Origin of the sequence: Maritalea mobilis (genome assembly GCF_019800885.1) — a bacterium.
GTDB lineage: Bacteria > Pseudomonadota > Alphaproteobacteria > Rhodobacterales > Rhodobacteraceae > Roseibacterium > Roseibacterium beibuensis.
In genome coordinates this window covers 542,108-560,428 of record NZ_JAHVKE010000001.1, presented here as the reverse complement: position 1 = coordinate 560,428, position 18,321 = coordinate 542,108, and the positions used below count along the sequence as shown (strand labels likewise).

Genomic DNA, 18,321 nt, shown 5'->3' with positions numbered 1-18,321 from the left:
CATCCCGCCCGTTGACCCTTACCCCAAACGCTTGAGGTAGGTCCATGTCGGCACCTTGGCCTGGCGCGCGACCGAATAGGCCTCGGCATCGCCGAGATAGTCGAAGCCTGCATTGGTCAACACCCGCGCCGAGCCGGGATTGTCCTGGAAAACCGAGCCGAAGATCGTCTTGTTCTCCAGCGGATTGGCCGAAACCAGCGCGTTGACCGCCTCGGACGCAAAGCCGGTGTTCCACATCGCCGGGGCCACCCAGTAGCTGATCTCGGACTGGCCGCGATCCATCTGCTTCAGCGAAATCACCCCCAGCACCTCGGACCCGCCATACTCGGTCGCGTCCATCGCCCAGACGAACTCCGTCCGCTCCGCGTCCAGCGCGCGTTGGATGAACGCCTCGGTCGAGCCGGGCGGCAACGGGTGCGGGATCGAGGTCGTCATCTCGGCCACGCGCTTGTCGGCGGTGTACATCGACAGAAGGCCCGCATCCGAGCTGCGCAGCGGGCGCAATGTCATGCGCGGGGCTTCGATGACGGCCTGAACGACGATGGTATCCTGTTTCATGGGCTGCGGTCCTCCTCCGAACCACTCCCCCCAGGGGAAAGGTGGGCATGATGGCCCTGTGACACAAGGGAATGACAGAAATGCGAAAGGGCCGGCTGATCCGCCGGCCCCTCGAAAATTTCACTTTCGGGATTCGGCGTTACTCCGCGGCCTCGGCCGACGGCAGTACCGAAATGAAGGTGCGGCCCTTGAAGCCCTTGGCAAAGGTCACGTGGCCTTCGGCGGTGGCGAAGATCGTGTGATCCTTGCCCATGCCGACGCCCTGGCCGGGGTGCCACTTGGTGCCACGCTGGCGCGCGATGATGTTGCCCGGGACGACAGCTTCGCCACCGAATTTCTTGATGCCGAGGCGACGGCCGGCAGAATCGCGGCCGTTACGGCTGGAGCCACCTGCTTTTTTATGTGCCATGTGTCTCTCTCCTTATTCGCCGGCCAGTTCTTTGGCCTGTTCGATCCAGCCCTCACGCTCGATGCGGCCCTTGAAGGACAGCTTCTCGTCCATGGCGGCCACGTCTTCCGGCGTCCATGCGGCGATCTGGGCGAAGCTGGTCACACCCGCTTCGAGCAGCTTCTTCTCAAGCGCGGGACCGACGCCCGACAGTTTCTTGAGATCGTCCGCGCCTTCGGCGGCGGCTGCGGCTGCGGCCGGTGCGGCCTCTGTCTTGGCGGGCTTGGCGGCCTTCTTGGGTGCCGCTGCGGCCCCGGCGGTCGTTGCGACCGAGCCTGCGCCGACGGCGGCTTTCACGCCTGATTTGTCAGCACCCGAGGTGAGGATCTCGGTGATCTCGACCAGCGTCAGCTGCTGGCGATGCCCCTTGGTGCGCTTCGACGAGTGCTTGCGGCGGCGCTTCACGAAGTGGATCAGCTTTTCGCCCTTGATCTGGTCGACAACGGTGGCCTGCACCGCGGCGCCTTCAACCGTGGGGCTGCCCACGGTGGCGCTGTCGCCGCCAAGCATCAGAATATCGTTGAACTGGACGGTTTCGCCCGCATCGGCTGCCAGCTTTTCAACGCGCAGACGGTCGCCCGCCTTCACCTTGTACTGCTTGCCGCCGGTTTTCATCACCGCGAACATGCGCGTGGTCCTTTTGTCTACCGCGCCCTGTGGCCCCGGTTTCCCGGTGTTCGTGGGGTCGGACCGTGGCCCCTGCCCCGCCTCGGACAGCGCGCCCCGGTCGGGGCGTCATGTCGAAAACGATTCCCGCCGCCCGAAACCCGGACGGCGGTAGAGGCCGCCATATGCCGCAAGCGTCCCCTCAGGTCAAGGGCCGCGCGCTCAGGTATCCTCGCCCGCGATGAAGACCGCCGCCGCCTGGCCAAGGTCGTAGCTCATGGCGTCGAACATCGCGTCGAAGGCCGTGAAGAGCGCGGCGTTCAGCGCCTGCCCCGCCTCGGTCTCGGACATGGCGATATAGGCCTGAAGGTCGCCATCGGTCAGGCCGTCATAGGCCGCCAACTGATAGGAATAAAGCCATTCGATCGTGTCGGCGCGGATCTCGGGCTCCTGCCCCCAGACCTCGGCCAGCATCAGGTCTTCGGGCAGGTCCACCTCGAAGGCGCCGCCATCGACAAGGCCCCGGTAGAAGGCGTAGTTCGAATTGAGCGCGCCCATCACGTTGCGCTCCACCAGCGCGTTGGCCGAAATGAACCGGGTCAGCAGGTCAAGTCGCGGGTCCCCGGCCTCGGCGCGTTCGCGAAAGCGGATCTGCGCCTCTTCCTCGATCGCGGGGTCGAGAAACGCGCGGCGGGTGGCGATTTCCCCTTCGATGATGCTGCGCCCCGGCTCGGCGGTGGCGAAGGCGGTGACCTGCGCGATGTGATCGGCCGTCATCCGCTCCATCGGGAAGGCCTCTTCGAAGGCCTCGGTCATCGTGTCCACGGAATGCAGCCGCGTGATCATCGCCTGCCAGGCCGCGCCGCCATCGCCGGGGAACATGTCCGCCTCCAGTTGGACCGAGCCGGCCATTGCCTCGCTCGCCATGATCTCCAGCACCTCGTACATGCCAAGCGCATCGAGCATCGCGTGAAGCTCGGGCGCGCGCTCGGATAGTGGCGGGGTGGCGGGCATGGTCTGCGCCGGCGTCTGCGCAACGGCCATGGGCGCGGCGAGAAGGCCAAGCGTCAACGGCAGGGCAACGAGGGCAGCTTTCAGCATCCGATCATCTCCGTGTTGAAAGAACGTAACGGTCTCAACATGGTCTCGCGGCCCCAAGCATACCAGCCGCAAGCGCCCCGGCCCATGGCAAATGCCGCAGACGTGAAATCACGGTAAGCAGAGAGCCTTTGGCGCGGCGCATCACGAAAAGCGCCGACGCCCCCTTGCACGCCCCGCGCCCTTTCGCTAAATGCCGCCTCCACACGGACCACGTGCCTTGCGGAGAGGTGCCGGAGTGGTCGAACGGGGCGGTCTCGAAAACCGTTGTGGGCGCAAGTCCACCCAGGGTTCGAATCCCTGTCTCTCCGCCACTTGCCCGCCTTGGGCGCAGGCCGACCGTGCCATCTTTCCCCTTCGACCAGACCGCCGGATTGCCCCGGTGCCCCTCTTGCACCCGGCGGCCAACGCGGCCAAGCCTGTGGCGTCCCGTTTCTGGAGGTGCCCCGTGTCCGACTCGCCCGATCCCACCGACAGCCGCACAACCGCCACCCGCTATGGCGAAGACATCGCGGGCAGCGCCGCGTTTCGGGCCGCGCTGGCCGACCTGATCGCGTTTCGCACCGATGCCTCCGCCGACGACGCTGGCCCGCAGATCGCTGCCTATCTCGATCATGTCGAGGCCGGGTTCACCGCCATAGGCTTCGAGACCGAGCGCACGACCGCCGAGGGTCACCCTTTTCTGATCGCCCGCCGCATCGAGGACCCGGACCGCCCCACCGTTCTGGGCTATGCCCATGGCGACACCGTCCCCGGTATGGACGGCCAATGGCGCGAGGGGCGCGACCCGTGGACCCTGACCGAGGCGGCCGGGGAAGCCCGGCTTTACGGGCGCGGGATCGCCGACAACAAGGGCCAGTTCCTCGTCAATCTCACCGCGGTTCAGGCAGCCATGGCGGCGCGCGGCGGCAAGCTTGGGTTCAACCTGATCTGGATCGTGGAGATGGGCGAAGAGATCGGCTCGCCCGGCCTGCGTGAGCTGTGCACAGCGCGCAAGAACGACCTCGCCGCCGACCTTCTGGTCGCCTCGGACGGGCCGCGCATCGCCGCCGACCGGCCCACGATTTTCCTGGGCGCGCGCGGCGGGCGCACCTTCAAGCTGCATCTCAAGCGGCGCGAGGGTGGGCGGCATTCCGGCAATTTCGGCGGGCTCTTGCGCAATCCGGGGCTGGAGATGGCGCATGCGCTGGCCTGCATCTCGGACGCGCGTGGCGCGATCAAGGTGCCCGGCTGGACACCTGAGGGCGGCATCCCGCGCCCCGTCCGCGCCGCCCTGCTGGGCCTGACCCCTGCCGGGGGCGAGGTCGACGAGGGCTGGGGCACGCCGAACATGGCACCGGCCGAGCGGGTCCATGGCTGGAACTCGGCCGAGATCCTCGCCTTCACCTGCGGCACGCCCGAGCATCCGGTCAACGCCATCCCGCCCGAGGCCACGGCCTGGGTGCAATTGCGCTATGTCGTGGGCCTCGAGGAAGACAGGCTGGCCGAACACCTGCGCGCGCATCTGGCCAGGGAAGGCTTCGGCGATATCGAGGTCGAGGAGATCGGCCCCGCCTTCGCCGCCTCGGCCACGCCGCCCGATCACCCCGCCGCGCGCTTTGCCGTGCAGTCGCTGGAACGGACCACCGGCGCGCGGCCCGTGGTGCTGCCCTCGCTCGGCGGGTCGCTGCCTAACGACATTTTCACCGACATTCTGGGCCTGCCGACGGTCTGGGTGCCCCATTCCTACCCGGGCTGTTCCCAGCATGCCCCGAACGAGCATCTGCCCACGGCGATCTTCGCCGATGCGACGCGTCTGATGGCGGGGCTCTACTGGGATCTGGGCGAGGTCACGCGAGAGACGTTGCTGGGGCAAGCCTAGTCCTCCCCCTCGCCCGCCTGGGACCGCCAGGCGGAGAGCGCCGGGTTCTCCGCCGCGCCCGTCTCGGGTCGGCGGGGCGTTGCGGGGTTGGCGGGGCTGCGGAAGTAATGCAGCTCCCGCGCGCCGAAATAGAAGCTGACGATCGCCCCCAAGAGCCACCACAGCGGATCGGGCACCTCGGCCAGCCCGCGCATCCGCGCCGCGAACCCCTCGGGATCGGCCATCGCGTAGACGAACAGACCCAGGGTCCCGAGCGCGAGGAAGGGGCGCGGCAGCCGGTTCACCCCATTGACGAAGCGGTCGAACAGGCTGTTGCCCGCGTGTTGGAATTCGGTCGAGGCCGCCTCCAGCGCGGCGGCGCGCGCCTCGGCGGCAAGTTCCATGCGGCGCGTCGCGTTCTCGACGAACACTTCCGACACGCCCTCTACCGCGTCGCCCATGGCGTCCAAGGCGCGGCTTGCCCCGATGGCCCGGTCGATCAGCCCCATGCCGCTACCCGGGCGCGATGCTCGGCCTCCGTCAGGTGAAAGCGCGGCGAGATGAATTCCTCGGCCCGCAGGATCCAGCCGCCCTTGCCGCCATCGCGGCGGCGCGCGTATTTGCGGCTGGCCGGGCGGCGATCGGCGATGCGGTAGTAATAGTTGCGCCGCGCGATCCCGTAGGCATCGGCCAGGTGATCGGGCGCCTGGCGCAGGGCGGCATGGGCCGCGCGCGCGGTCTGCGGCCCGATCACCCCGTCCACGGCGATATCCAGCCCCATGTCGCGCAACAGCCGTTGCAGGATGCGCACCGCGTTCGAGCCCGTATTGACATACATGTCGAAGACCGACGGCTGCAGCACCTCGGGCAACATGGCGATGCGTGGCCCTTCGAAATAGTGGCGCAGGAAGATATCGGCGGCGATCTCGGGGGTGACCGCGCGCACGTCGTCCAAATCCACGTCGCCATCGGCGTCGAGATCCAGCCCGAGGCTGCGCATCGTGTGAATGGTCACGCCGTGTTTCGTCGCCCCGCCCGGATCGTCCGGGTCGTCCACGAACCCGCCCTCGCGGGCGACAATCTGATCGGCAATAGCACGAACCGAAAGCATGGCTCGCCCTCCATGCTCAAGGTTTCAATCCCGAGCAGGACACCACAGCTTTCCTAAGATTCGGTTAACGGAGACGACAAAAGATGCGCCCCCTCCGGCCGCGCCCCCTCTTTATCCTGAAAATATGCTCGGGGAGAGCGCGAGAGGGGCAGACAGCCCCTCTCGCCCGGGTCGACGCGCGTCAGCGCGGCGAAATCCCTCAGCTTTCGGGCTGCGCCTCGTCTTCCATGTGACGGTAGACCCCCTGCTCTTCCAGGGCGTCGATCACCTCGGCGGGCATGTAGGTTTCGTCATGGCGGGCCAGGATCTCGGTCGCCTCGAAGACGCCGTCGATCAGGCGGCCGGTGCCGACCATCCCCTGCCCCTCGCCGAAGAGGTCGGGCAGCACGCCGGTATAGGTCACCGGCACGGAGGCCCCGCCATCGGTCACGGTGAAGCGGATCGTCTCGCCCTGCCCGCGGATCAGGCTGCCATCCTCGACCAGGCCGCCGATGCGGAACACCTCGGTGGGCGGTGGCGGGCTTTCCACCACGTCGATGGGCGCGCGGAAGAAGTTGATTCCGTCGCGCATGGCATATCCGATCAGGCCGGCGGATACGGCCAGGGCGAGGGTGGCCACGATGATGACCTGAATCCGCCGCTGTTTCTTGAGACCGCGCATGGTCGTTCGTCTCCTCAATGGGGCGTCAGGGGAACAGCGCCGCGCCCAGCAAGCCGGTGGTTTCCTCCACCCCCAGCATCAGGTTCGCGTTCTGAAGCGCTTGCCCCGAAGAGCCCTTGCACAGATTGTCGAGCGCAACGAACACCGAGGCCCGTCCCGCCCGCCGGTCCGCCGTCACACCGACATGGACATAATTGCTTCCTCTGACGTCGTGAGTCGAGGGGGATGCGCCAAAGGGAAGCATCTGGATGAAGGGTTCGTCCCGGTAGGCCTGCTCCAGCGCCTCGTAGATCGCCTGCGCATGGCCGTGCACGTAGACGGTGGCGAGGATGCCACGGTTCATCGGCGCCAGATGCGGGGTGAACTGCACCGACACGGGACGGCCGGCAATGGCGCTGAATTCCTGGTCGAATTCGCCGAGGTGCCGGTGCGTGCTGCCGATGGCGTAGGCGTTCGCGCCCTCGCTCATCTCGGCGTGCAGCAGGTTTTCCTTCAGGCTGCGCCCCGCGCCCGAAACGCCGGTGATCAGGTTGATGATGATCTCGTCGGGGTCGATCACGCCCGCCGCAAGCAGCGGCCGGATGGCGTATTGCCCGGTCGCGGCGTTGCAGCCGGTGCCGGCCACCAGCCGTGCGGTGCGGATCTGGTCGCGGTAGAACTCGGTCAGGCCATAGACGGCCTCTGCCTGCAACTCGGGCGCGTCATGGGGTTTGCCATACCACTTGGCATAGGCGGCGGGGTCGCGCAGGCGGAAATCGGCGGACAAGTCCACAACTTTAAGATCGCGAGGCAAACCCTTGATCACGCGTTGTGATGTCGCATGCGGCAGCGCGCAAAAGGCGAGATCCACCCCAGAGAAATCCACATCCTCGATCCGGCAGAGATCGGGCAGGTCGAAGCCGCGCAGGAACGGATAGACCTCGGCCATGGCGCGGCCGGCCTTGCGCTCGCCGGTGAGCGCGACAAGGGTCATGTCGGGATGGCCGAGGATCAGCCGGGTGAGTTCGGCGCCGGTATAGCCGGACGCGCCGAGAATGGCGATTTTGTAGGTCATGGTCTGCGAACCCCCAGAAAAGGGCGAAAGGTCAAAGATCGGCGGCGGTGAAGTCGATCTGTCGTCGCAGGAATTGCGTGGCCTTGGAGGAGACGCGCTTGGGGTCACCCGTGGTCAGGAACCGGGTCTCGGCACCCGGCCCCACCATTTCGGGGCGGCGCTCGAGGTAATCGGCAAGGCTTTCGGCCACGAGATTGGGCTGGGAATAGACGGCCACGTCCGGCCCCAGCGCATCACGGAAGACCTCTTCGACCAGCGGGTAATGGGTGCAGCCCAGGATCGCGGCCTCGGGCCTCGGCATCCGCCGTTGCAGCGATTCCACGTGGGACCGCACCAGCGCATCGGCCAGGATCATGTCGCCCATCTCGATCGCGTCGACGACACCGGCGCAAGGCTGCGCCTCCACGTCGACGCCGATGGCGCGGAAGGCCAGTTCGCGCTGGAAGGCGCGGCTGGAGACGGTGGTGGGCGTGGCAAAGAGTGCGACGTGCTTTACCGCGACTTCGCGCGGGGGGGAGTTGTCGCCCCATTTGCGTTCGGTCAGCGCCTCGATCAGCGGCACGAACACGCCGAGTACGCGCTTGTCATGGGGCACCCAGCCTTCCTGCATCCGGCGCAGCGCGGCGGCGGAGGCCGTGTTGCAGGCCAGGATCACGAGGTCGCAGCCCTGATCGAACAGGCATTGCACGCCGGCGGTGGTCAGCTCGTAGATGTCATCGGCATCGCGCACGCCATAGGGGGTGTGGGCGTTGTCACCGAAATAGACCACGGGCAGGTCCGGCAGGCGCTTGGTCACCGCCTCAAGAACCGTCAGACCACCCAATCCGCTATCGAAAATCCCGACTGCCATCGCCTCAATACCTGTCTTTCAGCTTGCCGCGCGGGCGTGCGCCCTCGTCATCCCTGTCGCGGTGCTGTGCCTCGAATTCGAATCCTCTCAGCCGCGGGTCCAGCGGCCTCGGGCTTAACCCATAGGTCCTTTCGCGCAGGAAGGCCATCATCGCCTTGGTGTCGCGGGCGAAGGGCTCCAACTCGGCGCGCGGGATCGGATCGCCGATGACGACGCGCACGGGGCTGTTCACGCGGGAGCGGAATTCCTTGATGAGAAGGCCCATACGCAGGGTCGTGTGCAGGTGGCTCATCAGCTGGAAGAGGCGCGAATTGTGGCCGTCGAAGAAGATCGGCACCACGGTGGCGTCGGATTTCGCAATCATCTTGGCGGTGAAACCGCGCCAGCCGGGATCCATCGGGCGGCCAAAGGGCTTGGCCGCCGTCGAGACCGTGCCGCCGGGAAAGACCCCGATCGCGCCCCCGTCGGAGAGGTAGCGCAGCGCCTCGCGCCGGGTTTCGATGTTCAGCGCCAGCGCCTCTTTCGTGTCATCGAAGCTGATGGGCAGGATGACCCGGTCGATATCCTCGGCCTTGCGGAACACGCGGTGGGCCAGGATGCGGAAATCGCCCCGCGCCTTGCTGAGGATATGGCCCATCATCAGCCCGTCGAGGATGCCGTAGGGATGGTTGGCGATCACCACCACTGGCCCCTCGGCGGGGATGTTCGACAGGCTGCCGCCGATCACGTCGAGGCTGAGCCCGTAGCGATCGGTCATCACCTGCCAGAAATCGCGGCCCTGCCGCACCTCGTCGTCATAGCCCTCGGCCCGGCGGATCAGGCCCATGCGACCGGTGGCGTTCTCCATCACCCGGATCATCGCGCGCCCGCCCTTGGAGGCGGCCGAAGACGCATAGGAGATCTCGCGCGCGACCTGGCGCTGGAGCGACTGTTGCGTGGGTTCGGAGCGCCTGAGGGGCATGGCTCGCGTCCGGGTTGAAAGCGTTGGTTTGGCTTACCGCGAAGGGGGCGGCTGCGTCCAGCCTCTAGCGGCGGGTCCAGCCCCAAAGGCAGAGCAATTCCATCGCCACATGGGCGCCGGCCACCGCCGTCATCTCGGCATGGTCGAAGGGGGGCGAAACCTCGACCACGTCGCCGCCGACAAGGGTGATCCCCGCGAGTCCGCGCAACAGTTGCGCGGCCTGTGCGCTGGACAGGCCGCCCCAGACCGGCGTGCCTGTGCCGGGGGCAAAAGCCGGGTCCAGACCGTCGATGTCGAAGCTGAGGTAAACGGGCCGCTCCCCGACCCGTGCGCGCAGGTCCTCGGCCACGGCCCCTGCCCCGCGCGCATGCACCTCGGCCGCGTCGTGGATGTGAATGCCGAGATTGTCTTCGACCACGGTGCGGATGCCGACATGGGCGGAATGGGCCACGTCGATCAGCCCCTCCTTCACCGCCGTGTAGCAGAAGGTGCCGTGGTCGATGCGGGACGCGTCGTCATCGGGCCATGTGTCGGTATGGGCATCGACCTGGATCAGGGCGACGGGCCCGTGCTTGGCCGCATGGGCGCGCAGGATCGGCAGGGTGATGGAGTGATCGCCGCCAAGCGTGATCGCGGCGGCGCCTGCGTCGAGGATGCCCTTGATATGCGCCTCGATCCGGGCGGGCACGTCGGCGGTATAGGCATAATCCAGCGCCATGTCGCCGTAATCGGCAATGGCCAGTGCTTCGAGCGGCGAATAGCCATCCCAGCCATAGGGCGGATCGAAGGGTTGCAGGCTGGAGGCCGCGCGGATCGCGCGCGGGCCGAACCGGGTGCCGGGCCGGTTCGTCACCGACTGGTCGAAGGGAATGCCGGTGATCGCTACGTCCACGCCGCTGAGGTCCTTGGTGTAGGTACGGCGCAGGAAGCTGGTCACGCCCGAAAAGGCGTTCTCGAAGGCCAACCCCTTGAACTCGTCGCGCGTGATGGCGGTGTCGATCTGGTGTTTCGCGTCTTCCAGGGCCATGTGCGTCTCCGTTTCGTTGCGCCAGCCTTTGCCGTTTCGCGCGCGATTGGCAAGCGGCCCCTGACTTTGCCGCCCTTGCCCCTATCTGCCCCATCGGGCAATGAGGCGACAGGCAAGCGACGGGAGAGTTCCGATGGCCGACACCACCGATGCAACCGCAGGAGAGGCGCTGCGCGCGGCCTTCCTCGAAGGGATGAGCCGGGCGGCGGCCTCGGTCTCGGTGGTCACGACCGATGGCGCGGCGGGCCGTGCGGGTGTCACCGTGTCGGCCATGACCTCGATCTCGGCGGACGGGGCCGCGCCCACGATGCTGACCTGCCTGAATGCGTCCTCCTCGGCCCTGCCGCTGGTGCTGGAGAACAAGTGCTTCTGCATCAACGTGCTGCGCACCGGCCAGACCGAGATCTCGGACGTGTTCTCTTCGCGCCTGCCCGCGCCGGGGGGCGACAAGTTCAACGCGGTCGCGCATGAGGTGATGGCCACCGGCGCGCCGCGCCTGTCGGACGCGCTGGTCAGTTTCGACTGCCGCCTGATCTCGGCTGAGCGGATCGGCACGCACCATATCTGCATCGGCGAGGTGGCCGAGGTGATCACCGCGCATGAGGGCGAGCCGCTGCTTTACGGTTTGCGGAAATACCTGCGGCCCGAGGCGCATTGATGCCGGATACCTCGCAAAACCAGATGAGCCGCCTGCGCGCTATCATGGCGCGCCTTCGCGACCCGGAACACGGCTGCCCCTGGGACGTGGAGCAGACCTTTGCCACCATCGCGCCCTACACGATCGAGGAAGCCTACGAGGTCGCCGACGCGATCGAGCGCGAGGCCTGGGACGAGTTGAAGGGCGAGTTGGGCGATCTTCTGTTCCAGTCGGTGTTCCACGCCCGCATGGCCGAAGAAGCGGGGCTGTTCGATTTCGACGACGTGGCGCGGTCCATCGCCGACAAGATGGTAGCGCGCCATCCGCATGTGTTCGGGGAGGAAAGCAATGCGAAATCCGCCGAACAGCAGACCCGCGACTGGGAAGCGGTAAAGGCCGCCGAACGCGCCGCCAAGGCGCGGGGCGGCGTGCTGGATGACGTGGCGCTGGGCCTGCCGGCGCTGATGCGGGCCGAGAAGCTGCAGAAACGGGCCGCCCGGGTCGGGTTCGACTGGCCCGAGATCGGCATGGTCGTGGACAAGATCGCCGAGGAGGCGCGCGAACTGGCCGAAGCCCGCGCAACCCTGCCGCAGGACAAGATCGAGGAGGAACTGGGCGACCTGCTTTTCGTCGTGGCCAACCTCGCCCGGCATCTCAAGGTCGACCCCGAGGTCGCCTTGCGCGCGGCCAATGCGAAATTCGTCCGCCGGTTCCATTTCATCGAAGCCGCGCTGGCAGAGCGGGGCAAGACGCCGGATCAAAGCGATCTCGACGAGATGGACGCGCTCTGGACCGAGGCGAAAACGCAAGGTCTGTGACCGGGTTGGCCGGTAGGTGCACTTGCGCCCCGAGTGTGAAGACGGCATGCAAGGCATGAGGGCATCGGCTTCCTTTCCTTGGCCGCTGCGGGAGGATTTTCAACGTGACCGACCGGACGGCGCAGACACCTTTGGCCGCCGCGCCCGCGCCTGCGCAGGTGGGGTTGGCCGCAGTCTGGATGCTGGGGGCCATCGCCTCCTTCTCCGCCATGGCGATTGCCGGGCGCGCGGCCAGCCTGGAACTCGATACCTTCGAGCTGATGACCTATCGCTCGGCGGTGGGCTTCGTGATCGTCGTGACGGTCGGCCTGCTGACCGGGCGTATCCGGCAGGTCACGACGCGGCACATGGGACGGCACGTCTTGCGCAACATCGCGCATTTCACCGGGCAGAACCTGTGGTTCTACGCCATCACGGTCAGCCCGCTGGCGCTGGTCTTCGCGTTGGAATTCACCTCGCCGCTCTGGACCATCGGGCTTGCCGCGCTGTTTTTGGGCGAGCGGCTGACGCGCATCAAGCTGCTGGCGGGGGCGATGGGCTTCGCGGGCATCCTTGCCATCGTCCAGCCGGGCACGGCCGCGATCTCGCCGGGGATGATCGCCGCGGCCTCTGCCGCCATCATGTTCGCGACAACGGCGATCTTCACCAAGCGGCTGACGGCGACCGAGACCATCACCTGCATCCTGTTCTGGCTGACGCTGATCCAGCTGGGCCTTGGCCTTGTGACCTCGCTTTATGACGGGGACATGACCCTGCCCTCGCTGGCCATGCTGCCCTGGGTCGTCATCATCGGGGTCGCAGGGCTGGCCGCGCATTTCTGCCTGACAACCGCCCTGTCGCTGGCCCCGGCCTCGGTCGTGATGCCGATGGATTTCGCGCGCCTACCGGTGATCGCCGTGATCGGCGTCCTGTTCTACAACGAGGCCTTGAGCCTTGGCGTGATCCTTGGCGCGATCCTGATCCTGACGGGCAACTTCCTGAACATCCGCGCCGGGCGGCGGGCCGGGTGACTGGGCTGTTTCGCCCCCGCCACAGGTTTCGTTAGAGGTTGGGGTTGACGCAGCCACGGTCGACGGTGCGGAGCGGGACCCGCCAGGCATGGGCTTTCACTTCGACGAAGGCAGCACCCTCGAACTCCTGCTGACTTTTTCCGGGCCCGATAACAAAGGGTTCGGCAGGCTCGGCCGCCTTCCAGATCGGGGTCCTTTTTCCAAAACCCCGGCGATCTGCGGCACAGCGGCATCAGCCTGTAGCATTTCCGCCACATCAGCGGGTTTACCAAGACCTCAAATTCGAGATTACGCTGGGGAAGAATTGACCGGATCAGGCCTTCCACAGACATAGTGCCGCAGGGAACCAAGGGTTTATTGGGGAGGAACGCATGTACCGTTTCGCAGCCGCAAGTGCGGCACTTCTGGCGACAACCGCCATCGCACAGGCCGATATCGAGCGCACGAACCAGTCGCTGCGCATTCTGTATGAAGACACCGGCGACCTCGGCAGCTATGTCGAGCTGTCCTACGGCAGCATCATGCCCGAGGCGGGCGCGAACGGCTATTCAAACCCGCTGACCGATTACGACCTCACCAGCATTGGCTACCTATACCGGTTCAATGACCAGTTTTCGGTCGCGATGCTCTACGATCAGCCGTTCGGTGCGGGCGTGGATTACACCCCGGGCGTCCCGTTCTTTGACGGCGAGGCTGCCGTGGAAAGCGACGCCATAACCGTTGTGGGCCGCTACGAGATCAACGATCGCTTCAGCGTGCACGCCGGGGTCCGCGCCCTGGCCGTCGAAGGCGATATCTATACCAACGTGGCAGGTCAGGTGTTTCATCTTCTCGAAGGTGAAAGCGATTGGGGCTATGGTTACGTGGTCGGTGCGGCCTACGAGATCCCTGACATCGCGCTGCGCGTCGCCCTGACCTACAATTCGGCGATCGAAGTGTCGTTCGATGCCGATGAAACCCCGTTCAATCCGGCAACGGGGACCCCTGTCGGGCCGACAGCGCAAGCCAATTTCGATGTCGAGTTCCCTGAAAGCATCAATCTCGAGTTCCAAAGCGGCATCGCCGAGAACACCCTGATCTTCGGCTCCATCCGTCATGCCTTCTGGGATGGTTTCCGGCTGTCGACAACCGTGGGTGATTACGTGAACTTCACCTCGGATTCGACGACGTACACGCTGGGTGTGGGCCGACAGTTCAACGATAACTGGGCCGGTTCGGTGTCTTACTTGCACCGTACCGACGGCACGATTCCCAGCGATACGGCGCTGGCACCCACCACGGGCCTGGATTCGGTGACGTTGGGCCTGCGCTACACGCGTGATGCCTTCACCATCTCGGGTAGCCTGACCCTCGGCGTGCCCGGTGACCAGGTGGTTCAGAACGGGATCGTCGGCGACATCGACTTCGACGACAACTTCGTGTCCGCCGTTGGTGTGCGCGTCGGCTTCCGCTTCTGATCCGAGCCAATACCGCAAGACCAAGCCCCTGCGCGCCACATGGCCCGCGGGGGTTTTTCTTGTCGCATGAGCAGGTTTCGGGTCGGCGGGGGCGTTTGCCCATGCCATGAAGGGGCATGATCCAGGCCCCTGCTCTCACCTTTCGCAGCCTGAGCGAGATGCTGCTTCTGGCGGCGATATGGGGCGCGTCTTTCCTGTCGATAAAGCTGGCGCTGGACGAATTGCCGGTGCTGACGCTGGTGGCGCATCGCGTGGTCTGGGCGGCGCTGATCCTTTGGGCCTATGTCCTGATCCGGGGCCTGCCCGTGCCGCGCGCGCCGCGAGTCTGGGGCGCGTTGATCGTCATGGGGCTGCTCAACAACGCCATTCCCTTCGCGCTGATGGCCTGGGGGCAGCAGTATATCGAGACCGGGCTGACCTCGATCTTCAACGCGGGCACTGCCGTTTTTGGTGTGCTGGTCGCCGCCGTCGTCTTTGCGGATGAGCGGCTGACGGCGCGGCGGTTGGCGGGCGTGCTGATTGCCTTTGTGGGCGTCGCGGTGGCGATCGGGCTGGAGGCCCTGGCGCAGTTCGACATCCGCTCGGCGGCGCAACTGGCGGTGTTGGCGGGGGCGCTCTCTTACGCTGTGGCGGCGGCCTGGGCGCGCAAGCAGCTTTCCGGCCTGCCGCCGCAGATCGCCGCGATGGGGATGCTGACGGGATCGAGCCTGATCCTGCTGCCGCTGGCCTATGTCGTGGATGGGGGCATCAGCCTGCCCCACACGGCACAGGGCATCGGCGCGGTCGCCTATTTCGCCGTGATCGGCACGGCGCTGGCCTACCTGCTTTATTACCGCGTGCTGGCCGTGGCCGGATCGGGCAACGCAATGTTGGTGACGCTGATGATCCCGCCCGTGGCGATCACCTTCGGATGGCTGGTGCTGGACGAGCGGCTGGCGCCCTCGGTCTTCGTGGGGTTCGGGCTGCTGGCGGTGGGGCTTTTGCTGCTCAACCCGCCCGCCGCGCTGGTCAGAGCGCTTGGAAGGCCGCGCGCTGCCGGTCGGTCCAGTTGACGGTCAGGCGGGTTTCCTCGTCGCCCGTCTCTTCGCCCTCGACGATGCCCTGATCGAAAAGCCAGGCGCGGCGGCGGCCGTCCTCGTGCTTGAGCGTCACCACGGTCCGCGTGCGCGGCGGCGAGACGGCCTCGGCCACGGCCTTGAGCAGCGGCCCCATCCCCTCGCCCGTCAGCGCCGAGGCGGCATAGACATGCTCACGCCGGGCGGCCTCGGTCAGGCGGGTGGCGCGCTCGGGTCCCGGCAACTGGTCGATCTTGTTCCAGACCTCGATCAGCGGGGTTTCGCCCCGCACGCCCAGATCGGTCAGGATCTGCATCACATCCTCGGCCTGTTCGGCGGTTTCCGGATGGCTGATGTCGCGCACATGCAGGATCAGGTCGGCGTCCAGCACCTCTTCCAGCGTGGCGCGGAAGGCGGCGACCAGTTGCGTCGGCAGGTCCGAGATGAAGCCCACCGTGTCGGACAGGATCACCTCGGTGCCATCGGGCAGTTCAACCGCGCGCATGGTCGGGTCGAGCGTGGCGAAGAGCATGTCCTCGGCCATCACCTCGGCCCCGGTCAGGCGGTTGAACAGCGTGGATTTGCCGGCGTTGGTGTAGCCCACCAGCGCGACGATCGGGTAAGGCACCTTCTTGCGCGCGGCGCGGTGAAGCGTGCGGGTCTTGACCACCTTGGCCAGTTGCCGGCGGATGCGGGTGACCGCCTCATCGATGGCGCGGCGGTCGGCCTCGATCTGCGTCTCACCGGGGCCGCCGACAAAGCCGAGGCCACCGCGCTGGCGTTCAAGGTGGGTCCAGGCGCGGACAAGGCGCGTGCGCTGGTAGCTGAGCGCTGCCAGTTCCACCTGCAACACGCCTTCGCGGGTCGCGGCGCGGTCGGCGAAGATCTCGAGGATCAGGCCGGTCCGGTCCAGCAGCTTGACGCCCCATTCCTTTTCGAGGTTGCGTTGCTGCACAGGCGTCACCGGCCCGTCGATCAGGACGAGTTCGACCTCCTGCGCCTCGATCCGCGCCTTCAGCTCCTCGATCTTGCCGGTGCCGAAGAGAAGGCCGGGATGGGCCTTGGGCAGGCGCACGACCTCGGCGCCCACGACCTCCAGATCCGGCAGCGCGGCGGCAAGCGCCACGGCCTCTTCCAGCGCGGGGCCGGGATCGCGGCGGTCGCGGTCGGTATGGATGTCGGGATGCAACACGACTGCGCGCGTGGGCCCACGCGCGGTCAGGTCGCCTTCGGATGCGTGACGATCGGGGGCTGTCACTCTTCCCCGTCGTAAAGATTGATGGGCTGAGCCGGCATCACGGTGGAGATCGCATGCTTGTAAACCAACTGGCTTTGCCCGTCGCGGCGCAGAAGCACGCAGAAATTGTCAAACCAGGTGATCACGCCCTGCAGCTTGACGCCGTTGATCAGAAAGATCGTCACCGGCACCTTGGTCTTGCGGACGTGGTTGAGAAATGCGTCCTGAAGGTTCTGTTTATTCTCGGCCATTTTTTGTTCGCGCCTTCTTGTCTTCGGTCACCGCGTTAAATGCCGCGGAATGGTCGCCAAATCACACTATGGCGATGATCGAGACGGATTTCCACCCCGGATACGGGCACTTGCCGCAATTGCATCATGATCGCCAGAAGGCCGGGTTGAAAAGTGCGATCAGCACCAGCGTCTCGATCCGGCCGATCACCATCGCCGCGGCGAGGATCAGCTTGGCCGCGTCGCTCAGGGCGACATAGGCGATGGGGGCCTCGCCCGCGACCTGCGCCAGCGAGCCGGTCGTCGAGAGCGCGGCGATGGACAGGATCATCGCAGGCTCGAAGCGCAGCCCGGTGGCGGCAAGCCCCGTCATCGTCGCCGCCATGGCGATGATGAAGAGCATGAAGAAGATCCACGCGATATAGGCGCCCTCGCGCCGGATGCGGCGGCCCATGCGGCCCGCGCCCGCCACCGAATGCGGGTAGATCAGTTTGCCCAGTTCCCGCGCGCCGTGCTTGTAGAGCGCGTAGACGCGCAGGAGTTTCAGCCCGCCCGCACTGGTCGCCACGCCGCCGCCCATCAGGACAAGGCCGATCAGGACGATCCCCGGCGTGCCCAGCCCCGACCAGGACGCCGCCGCGTCCCAGTGTTCGGAGACGAAGCCGGTCGTGGTCAGGAAGGACAGGACGGTAAAGAGGCTCCCCCAGAGCGCGCTGAGCGCCGCGCCGAGATCCGTCAGCTCATCGACCTCCCACGCGCCCATCCAGTGGCGGGCGAACAGAAGCGTCGGCACCAGGATCGTGGCAAAGAGCGCAAGGCGGATTTCCCGGTCGCGCGAGACGCGCTCGATGAAATGACGCCCGAAGCCACTGGTGAAGGTGCGCCGTGACAGGGCAAAGAACAGGAACAGGAAGATCAGAAGCTCGGCCAGGATCCCGCCCGGCCGCCCTTCAAGCCCCGCGACGGGCGAAATCCCCGAGGTGGAGAGCGTGGACATCGCGTGGATCGTCGCGATGATCGGGTCCTCGCCCGCCGACATCAGGAGAAGCGCAAGGATCGCCGTCAGCGTGACATAGACCGGGGTCAGCTTCGCGGTCGAGCGGCGCAGCCGCTCGCTGGGACGCGCGGCGCGCATCTGCTGGGTCGAGGACACCACCCTGCCCTGCACATGCGCCTCGGAGGTCACCTCGTAGCCGCCGAGATTGAGCGGTGCGAGGATCGCCATGGCCGAAATCCAGATCAGCAGCCCGCCCAGCCAGCCCACCGTGGCGCGCCACAAATGCACCGCCATGCCGAAACGGTCCGGCTCGAAGATCACCGCGCCGGTGGTGGTGAAGGCCGAGACCATGTCGAAATAGACATTGATGAACCGGGTGTTGCCGACCGCCTGCTGCATCGGGATCGACAGGATCACCGGCAGCACGAGATAGGCCGCGAACATCGCGACAAGATGCGTGCGCTCGGTCGGCGGTCTGGGATGGGCCTGCAGCGCGATGCCGATCAGCCAGGCACCGACACCGACCAGAAGGCTGGAGTAGAAAAACAGTCGCCCGGTGCGGAAATCGCCCAGCATCATGCCCGCCGCCGCCGGGATCAGCATCGCCCCCGCCGATAGCAGGATCAGCACGACGAAGAGCGGCAGGTTGCGGAACCAGGCGGCCAT

The 18,321-nt window shown here is 66.4% G+C and carries 20 protein-coding genes and 1 tRNA gene; 7 read left to right on the top strand and 14 right to left on the bottom strand.

Features of this window, described 5'->3' with window-relative positions:
• Positions 1 to 18 precede the first annotated feature (18 nt).
• From KUV65_RS02835 to KUV65_RS02820, 4 genes are all read right to left on the bottom strand, one after another.
• Positions 19 to 558 carry a GNAT family N-acetyltransferase gene (locus KUV65_RS02835; protein WP_222187348.1) on the bottom strand — a complete coding sequence of 180 codons (540 nt, stop codon included), beginning with the start codon at positions 556 to 558 and terminating at the stop codon, positions 19 to 21.
• A 139-nt stretch (positions 559 to 697) separates the two neighbouring features.
• Positions 698 to 967, bottom strand: coding sequence for a 50S ribosomal protein L27 (rpmA, locus tag KUV65_RS02830; protein ID WP_222187346.1), 270 nt, complete (start codon positions 965 to 967; stop codon positions 698 to 700).
• A gap of 12 nt (positions 968 to 979) precedes the next feature.
• A complete protein-coding gene (locus tag KUV65_RS02825; protein WP_222187339.1) occupies positions 980 to 1,633 on the bottom strand; it encodes a 50S ribosomal protein L21 in 654 nt (217 codons plus the stop codon).
• 201 nt (positions 1,634 to 1,834) lie between these two features.
• Entirely contained in the window at positions 1,835 to 2,713 is an 879-nt protein-coding gene (locus tag KUV65_RS02820; protein ID WP_222187338.1) for a hypothetical protein, read from the bottom strand.
• A 221-nt stretch (positions 2,714 to 2,934) separates the two neighbouring features.
• Here KUV65_RS02820 and KUV65_RS02815 point away from each other — a divergent pair.
• Positions 2,935 to 3,024 (top strand) — tRNA-Ser (locus KUV65_RS02815).
• Between the two features lie 134 nt (positions 3,025 to 3,158).
• Positions 3,159 to 4,571: a M20/M25/M40 family metallo-hydrolase gene (locus KUV65_RS02810; protein WP_222187337.1), complete on the top strand. Its 1,413-nt coding sequence runs from the start codon at positions 3,159 to 3,161 to the stop codon at positions 4,569 to 4,571.
• Here the strand turns inward: KUV65_RS02810 and KUV65_RS02805 are convergent.
• The 7 genes from KUV65_RS02805 to speB all read right to left on the bottom strand — a co-directional run bounded on the left by KUV65_RS02805 (position 4,568) and on the right by speB (position 10,214).
• Positions 4,568 to 5,059 (bottom strand): holin family protein, encoded by a 492-nt coding sequence (locus KUV65_RS02805; protein ID WP_222187336.1) that lies wholly within the window; start codon positions 5,057 to 5,059, stop codon positions 4,568 to 4,570. The genes KUV65_RS02810 and KUV65_RS02805 overlap by 4 nt on opposite strands.
• Positions 5,050 to 5,661 (bottom strand): holin-associated N-acetylmuramidase, encoded by a 612-nt coding sequence (locus KUV65_RS02800; protein ID WP_222187335.1) that lies wholly within the window; start codon positions 5,659 to 5,661, stop codon positions 5,050 to 5,052. Before KUV65_RS02800 ends, KUV65_RS02805 begins: the two co-directional genes overlap by 10 nt.
• 199 nt (positions 5,662 to 5,860) lie before the next feature.
• Positions 5,861 to 6,322, bottom strand: coding sequence for a cytochrome c maturation protein CcmE (gene ccmE, locus KUV65_RS02795; protein ID WP_222187334.1), 462 nt, complete (start codon positions 6,320 to 6,322; stop codon positions 5,861 to 5,863).
• A gap of 25 nt (positions 6,323 to 6,347) precedes the next feature.
• Positions 6,348 to 7,376 (bottom strand): N-acetyl-gamma-glutamyl-phosphate reductase, encoded by a 1,029-nt coding sequence (gene argC / locus KUV65_RS02790; RefSeq protein WP_222187332.1) that lies wholly within the window; start codon positions 7,374 to 7,376, stop codon positions 6,348 to 6,350.
• A gap of 31 nt (positions 7,377 to 7,407) precedes the next feature.
• Positions 7,408 to 8,226: a glutamate racemase gene (locus KUV65_RS02785; RefSeq protein WP_222187331.1), complete on the bottom strand. Its 819-nt coding sequence runs from the start codon at positions 8,224 to 8,226 to the stop codon at positions 7,408 to 7,410.
• Positions 8,227 to 8,230: 4 nt separating this feature from the next.
• Positions 8,231 to 9,187 carry a lysophospholipid acyltransferase family protein gene (locus tag KUV65_RS02780; protein WP_222187330.1) on the bottom strand — a complete coding sequence of 319 codons (957 nt, stop codon included), beginning with the start codon at positions 9,185 to 9,187 and terminating at the stop codon, positions 8,231 to 8,233.
• Positions 9,188 to 9,251: 64 nt separating this feature from the next.
• Complete coding sequence (gene speB, locus KUV65_RS02775; protein WP_222187329.1) at positions 9,252 to 10,214, bottom strand: agmatinase; 963 nt, start codon at positions 10,212 to 10,214, stop codon at positions 9,252 to 9,254.
• A 133-nt stretch (positions 10,215 to 10,347) separates the two neighbouring features.
• Between speB and KUV65_RS02770 the strand changes: the two genes are divergently transcribed.
• From KUV65_RS02770 to KUV65_RS02750, 5 genes are all read left to right on the top strand, one after another.
• Positions 10,348 to 10,872 (top strand): flavin reductase family protein, encoded by a 525-nt coding sequence (locus KUV65_RS02770; RefSeq protein ID WP_222187328.1) that lies wholly within the window; start codon positions 10,348 to 10,350, stop codon positions 10,870 to 10,872.
• Complete coding sequence (gene mazG, locus KUV65_RS02765; RefSeq protein WP_222187327.1) at positions 10,872 to 11,669, top strand: nucleoside triphosphate pyrophosphohydrolase; 798 nt, start codon at positions 10,872 to 10,874, stop codon at positions 11,667 to 11,669. Before KUV65_RS02770 ends, mazG begins: the two co-directional genes overlap by 1 nt.
• A 104-nt stretch (positions 11,670 to 11,773) precedes the next feature.
• On the top strand, positions 11,774 to 12,679 hold the full coding sequence (locus KUV65_RS02760; protein ID WP_308124491.1) for a DMT family transporter: 906 nt from the start codon (positions 11,774 to 11,776) through the stop codon (positions 12,677 to 12,679).
• Between the two features lie 371 nt (positions 12,680 to 13,050).
• On the top strand, positions 13,051 to 14,136 hold the full coding sequence (locus KUV65_RS02755; RefSeq protein ID WP_222187326.1) for an OmpP1/FadL family transporter: 1,086 nt from the start codon (positions 13,051 to 13,053) through the stop codon (positions 14,134 to 14,136).
• 116 nt (positions 14,137 to 14,252) lie between these two features.
• On the top strand, positions 14,253 to 15,188 hold the full coding sequence (locus KUV65_RS02750; RefSeq protein WP_222187325.1) for a DMT family transporter: 936 nt from the start codon (positions 14,253 to 14,255) through the stop codon (positions 15,186 to 15,188).
• Here KUV65_RS02750 and hflX read toward each other — a convergent pair.
• The 3 genes from hflX to KUV65_RS02735 all read right to left on the bottom strand — a co-directional run bounded on the left by hflX (position 15,145) and on the right by KUV65_RS02735 (position 18,321).
• Positions 15,145 to 16,449 (bottom strand): GTPase HflX, encoded by a 1,305-nt coding sequence (gene hflX / locus KUV65_RS02745; RefSeq protein ID WP_374107053.1) that lies wholly within the window; start codon positions 16,447 to 16,449, stop codon positions 15,145 to 15,147. The two genes, KUV65_RS02750 and hflX, sit on opposite strands and share 44 nt — an antisense overlap.
• Positions 16,446 to 16,679 (bottom strand): RNA chaperone Hfq, encoded by a 234-nt coding sequence (gene hfq / locus KUV65_RS02740; protein WP_025312876.1) that lies wholly within the window; start codon positions 16,677 to 16,679, stop codon positions 16,446 to 16,448. Before hfq ends, hflX begins: the two co-directional genes overlap by 4 nt.
• Before the next feature lie 124 nt (positions 16,680 to 16,803).
• On the bottom strand, positions 16,804 to 18,321 hold the full coding sequence (locus tag KUV65_RS02735) for a TrkH family potassium uptake protein (protein WP_222187324.1): 1,518 nt from the start codon (positions 18,319 to 18,321) through the stop codon (positions 16,804 to 16,806).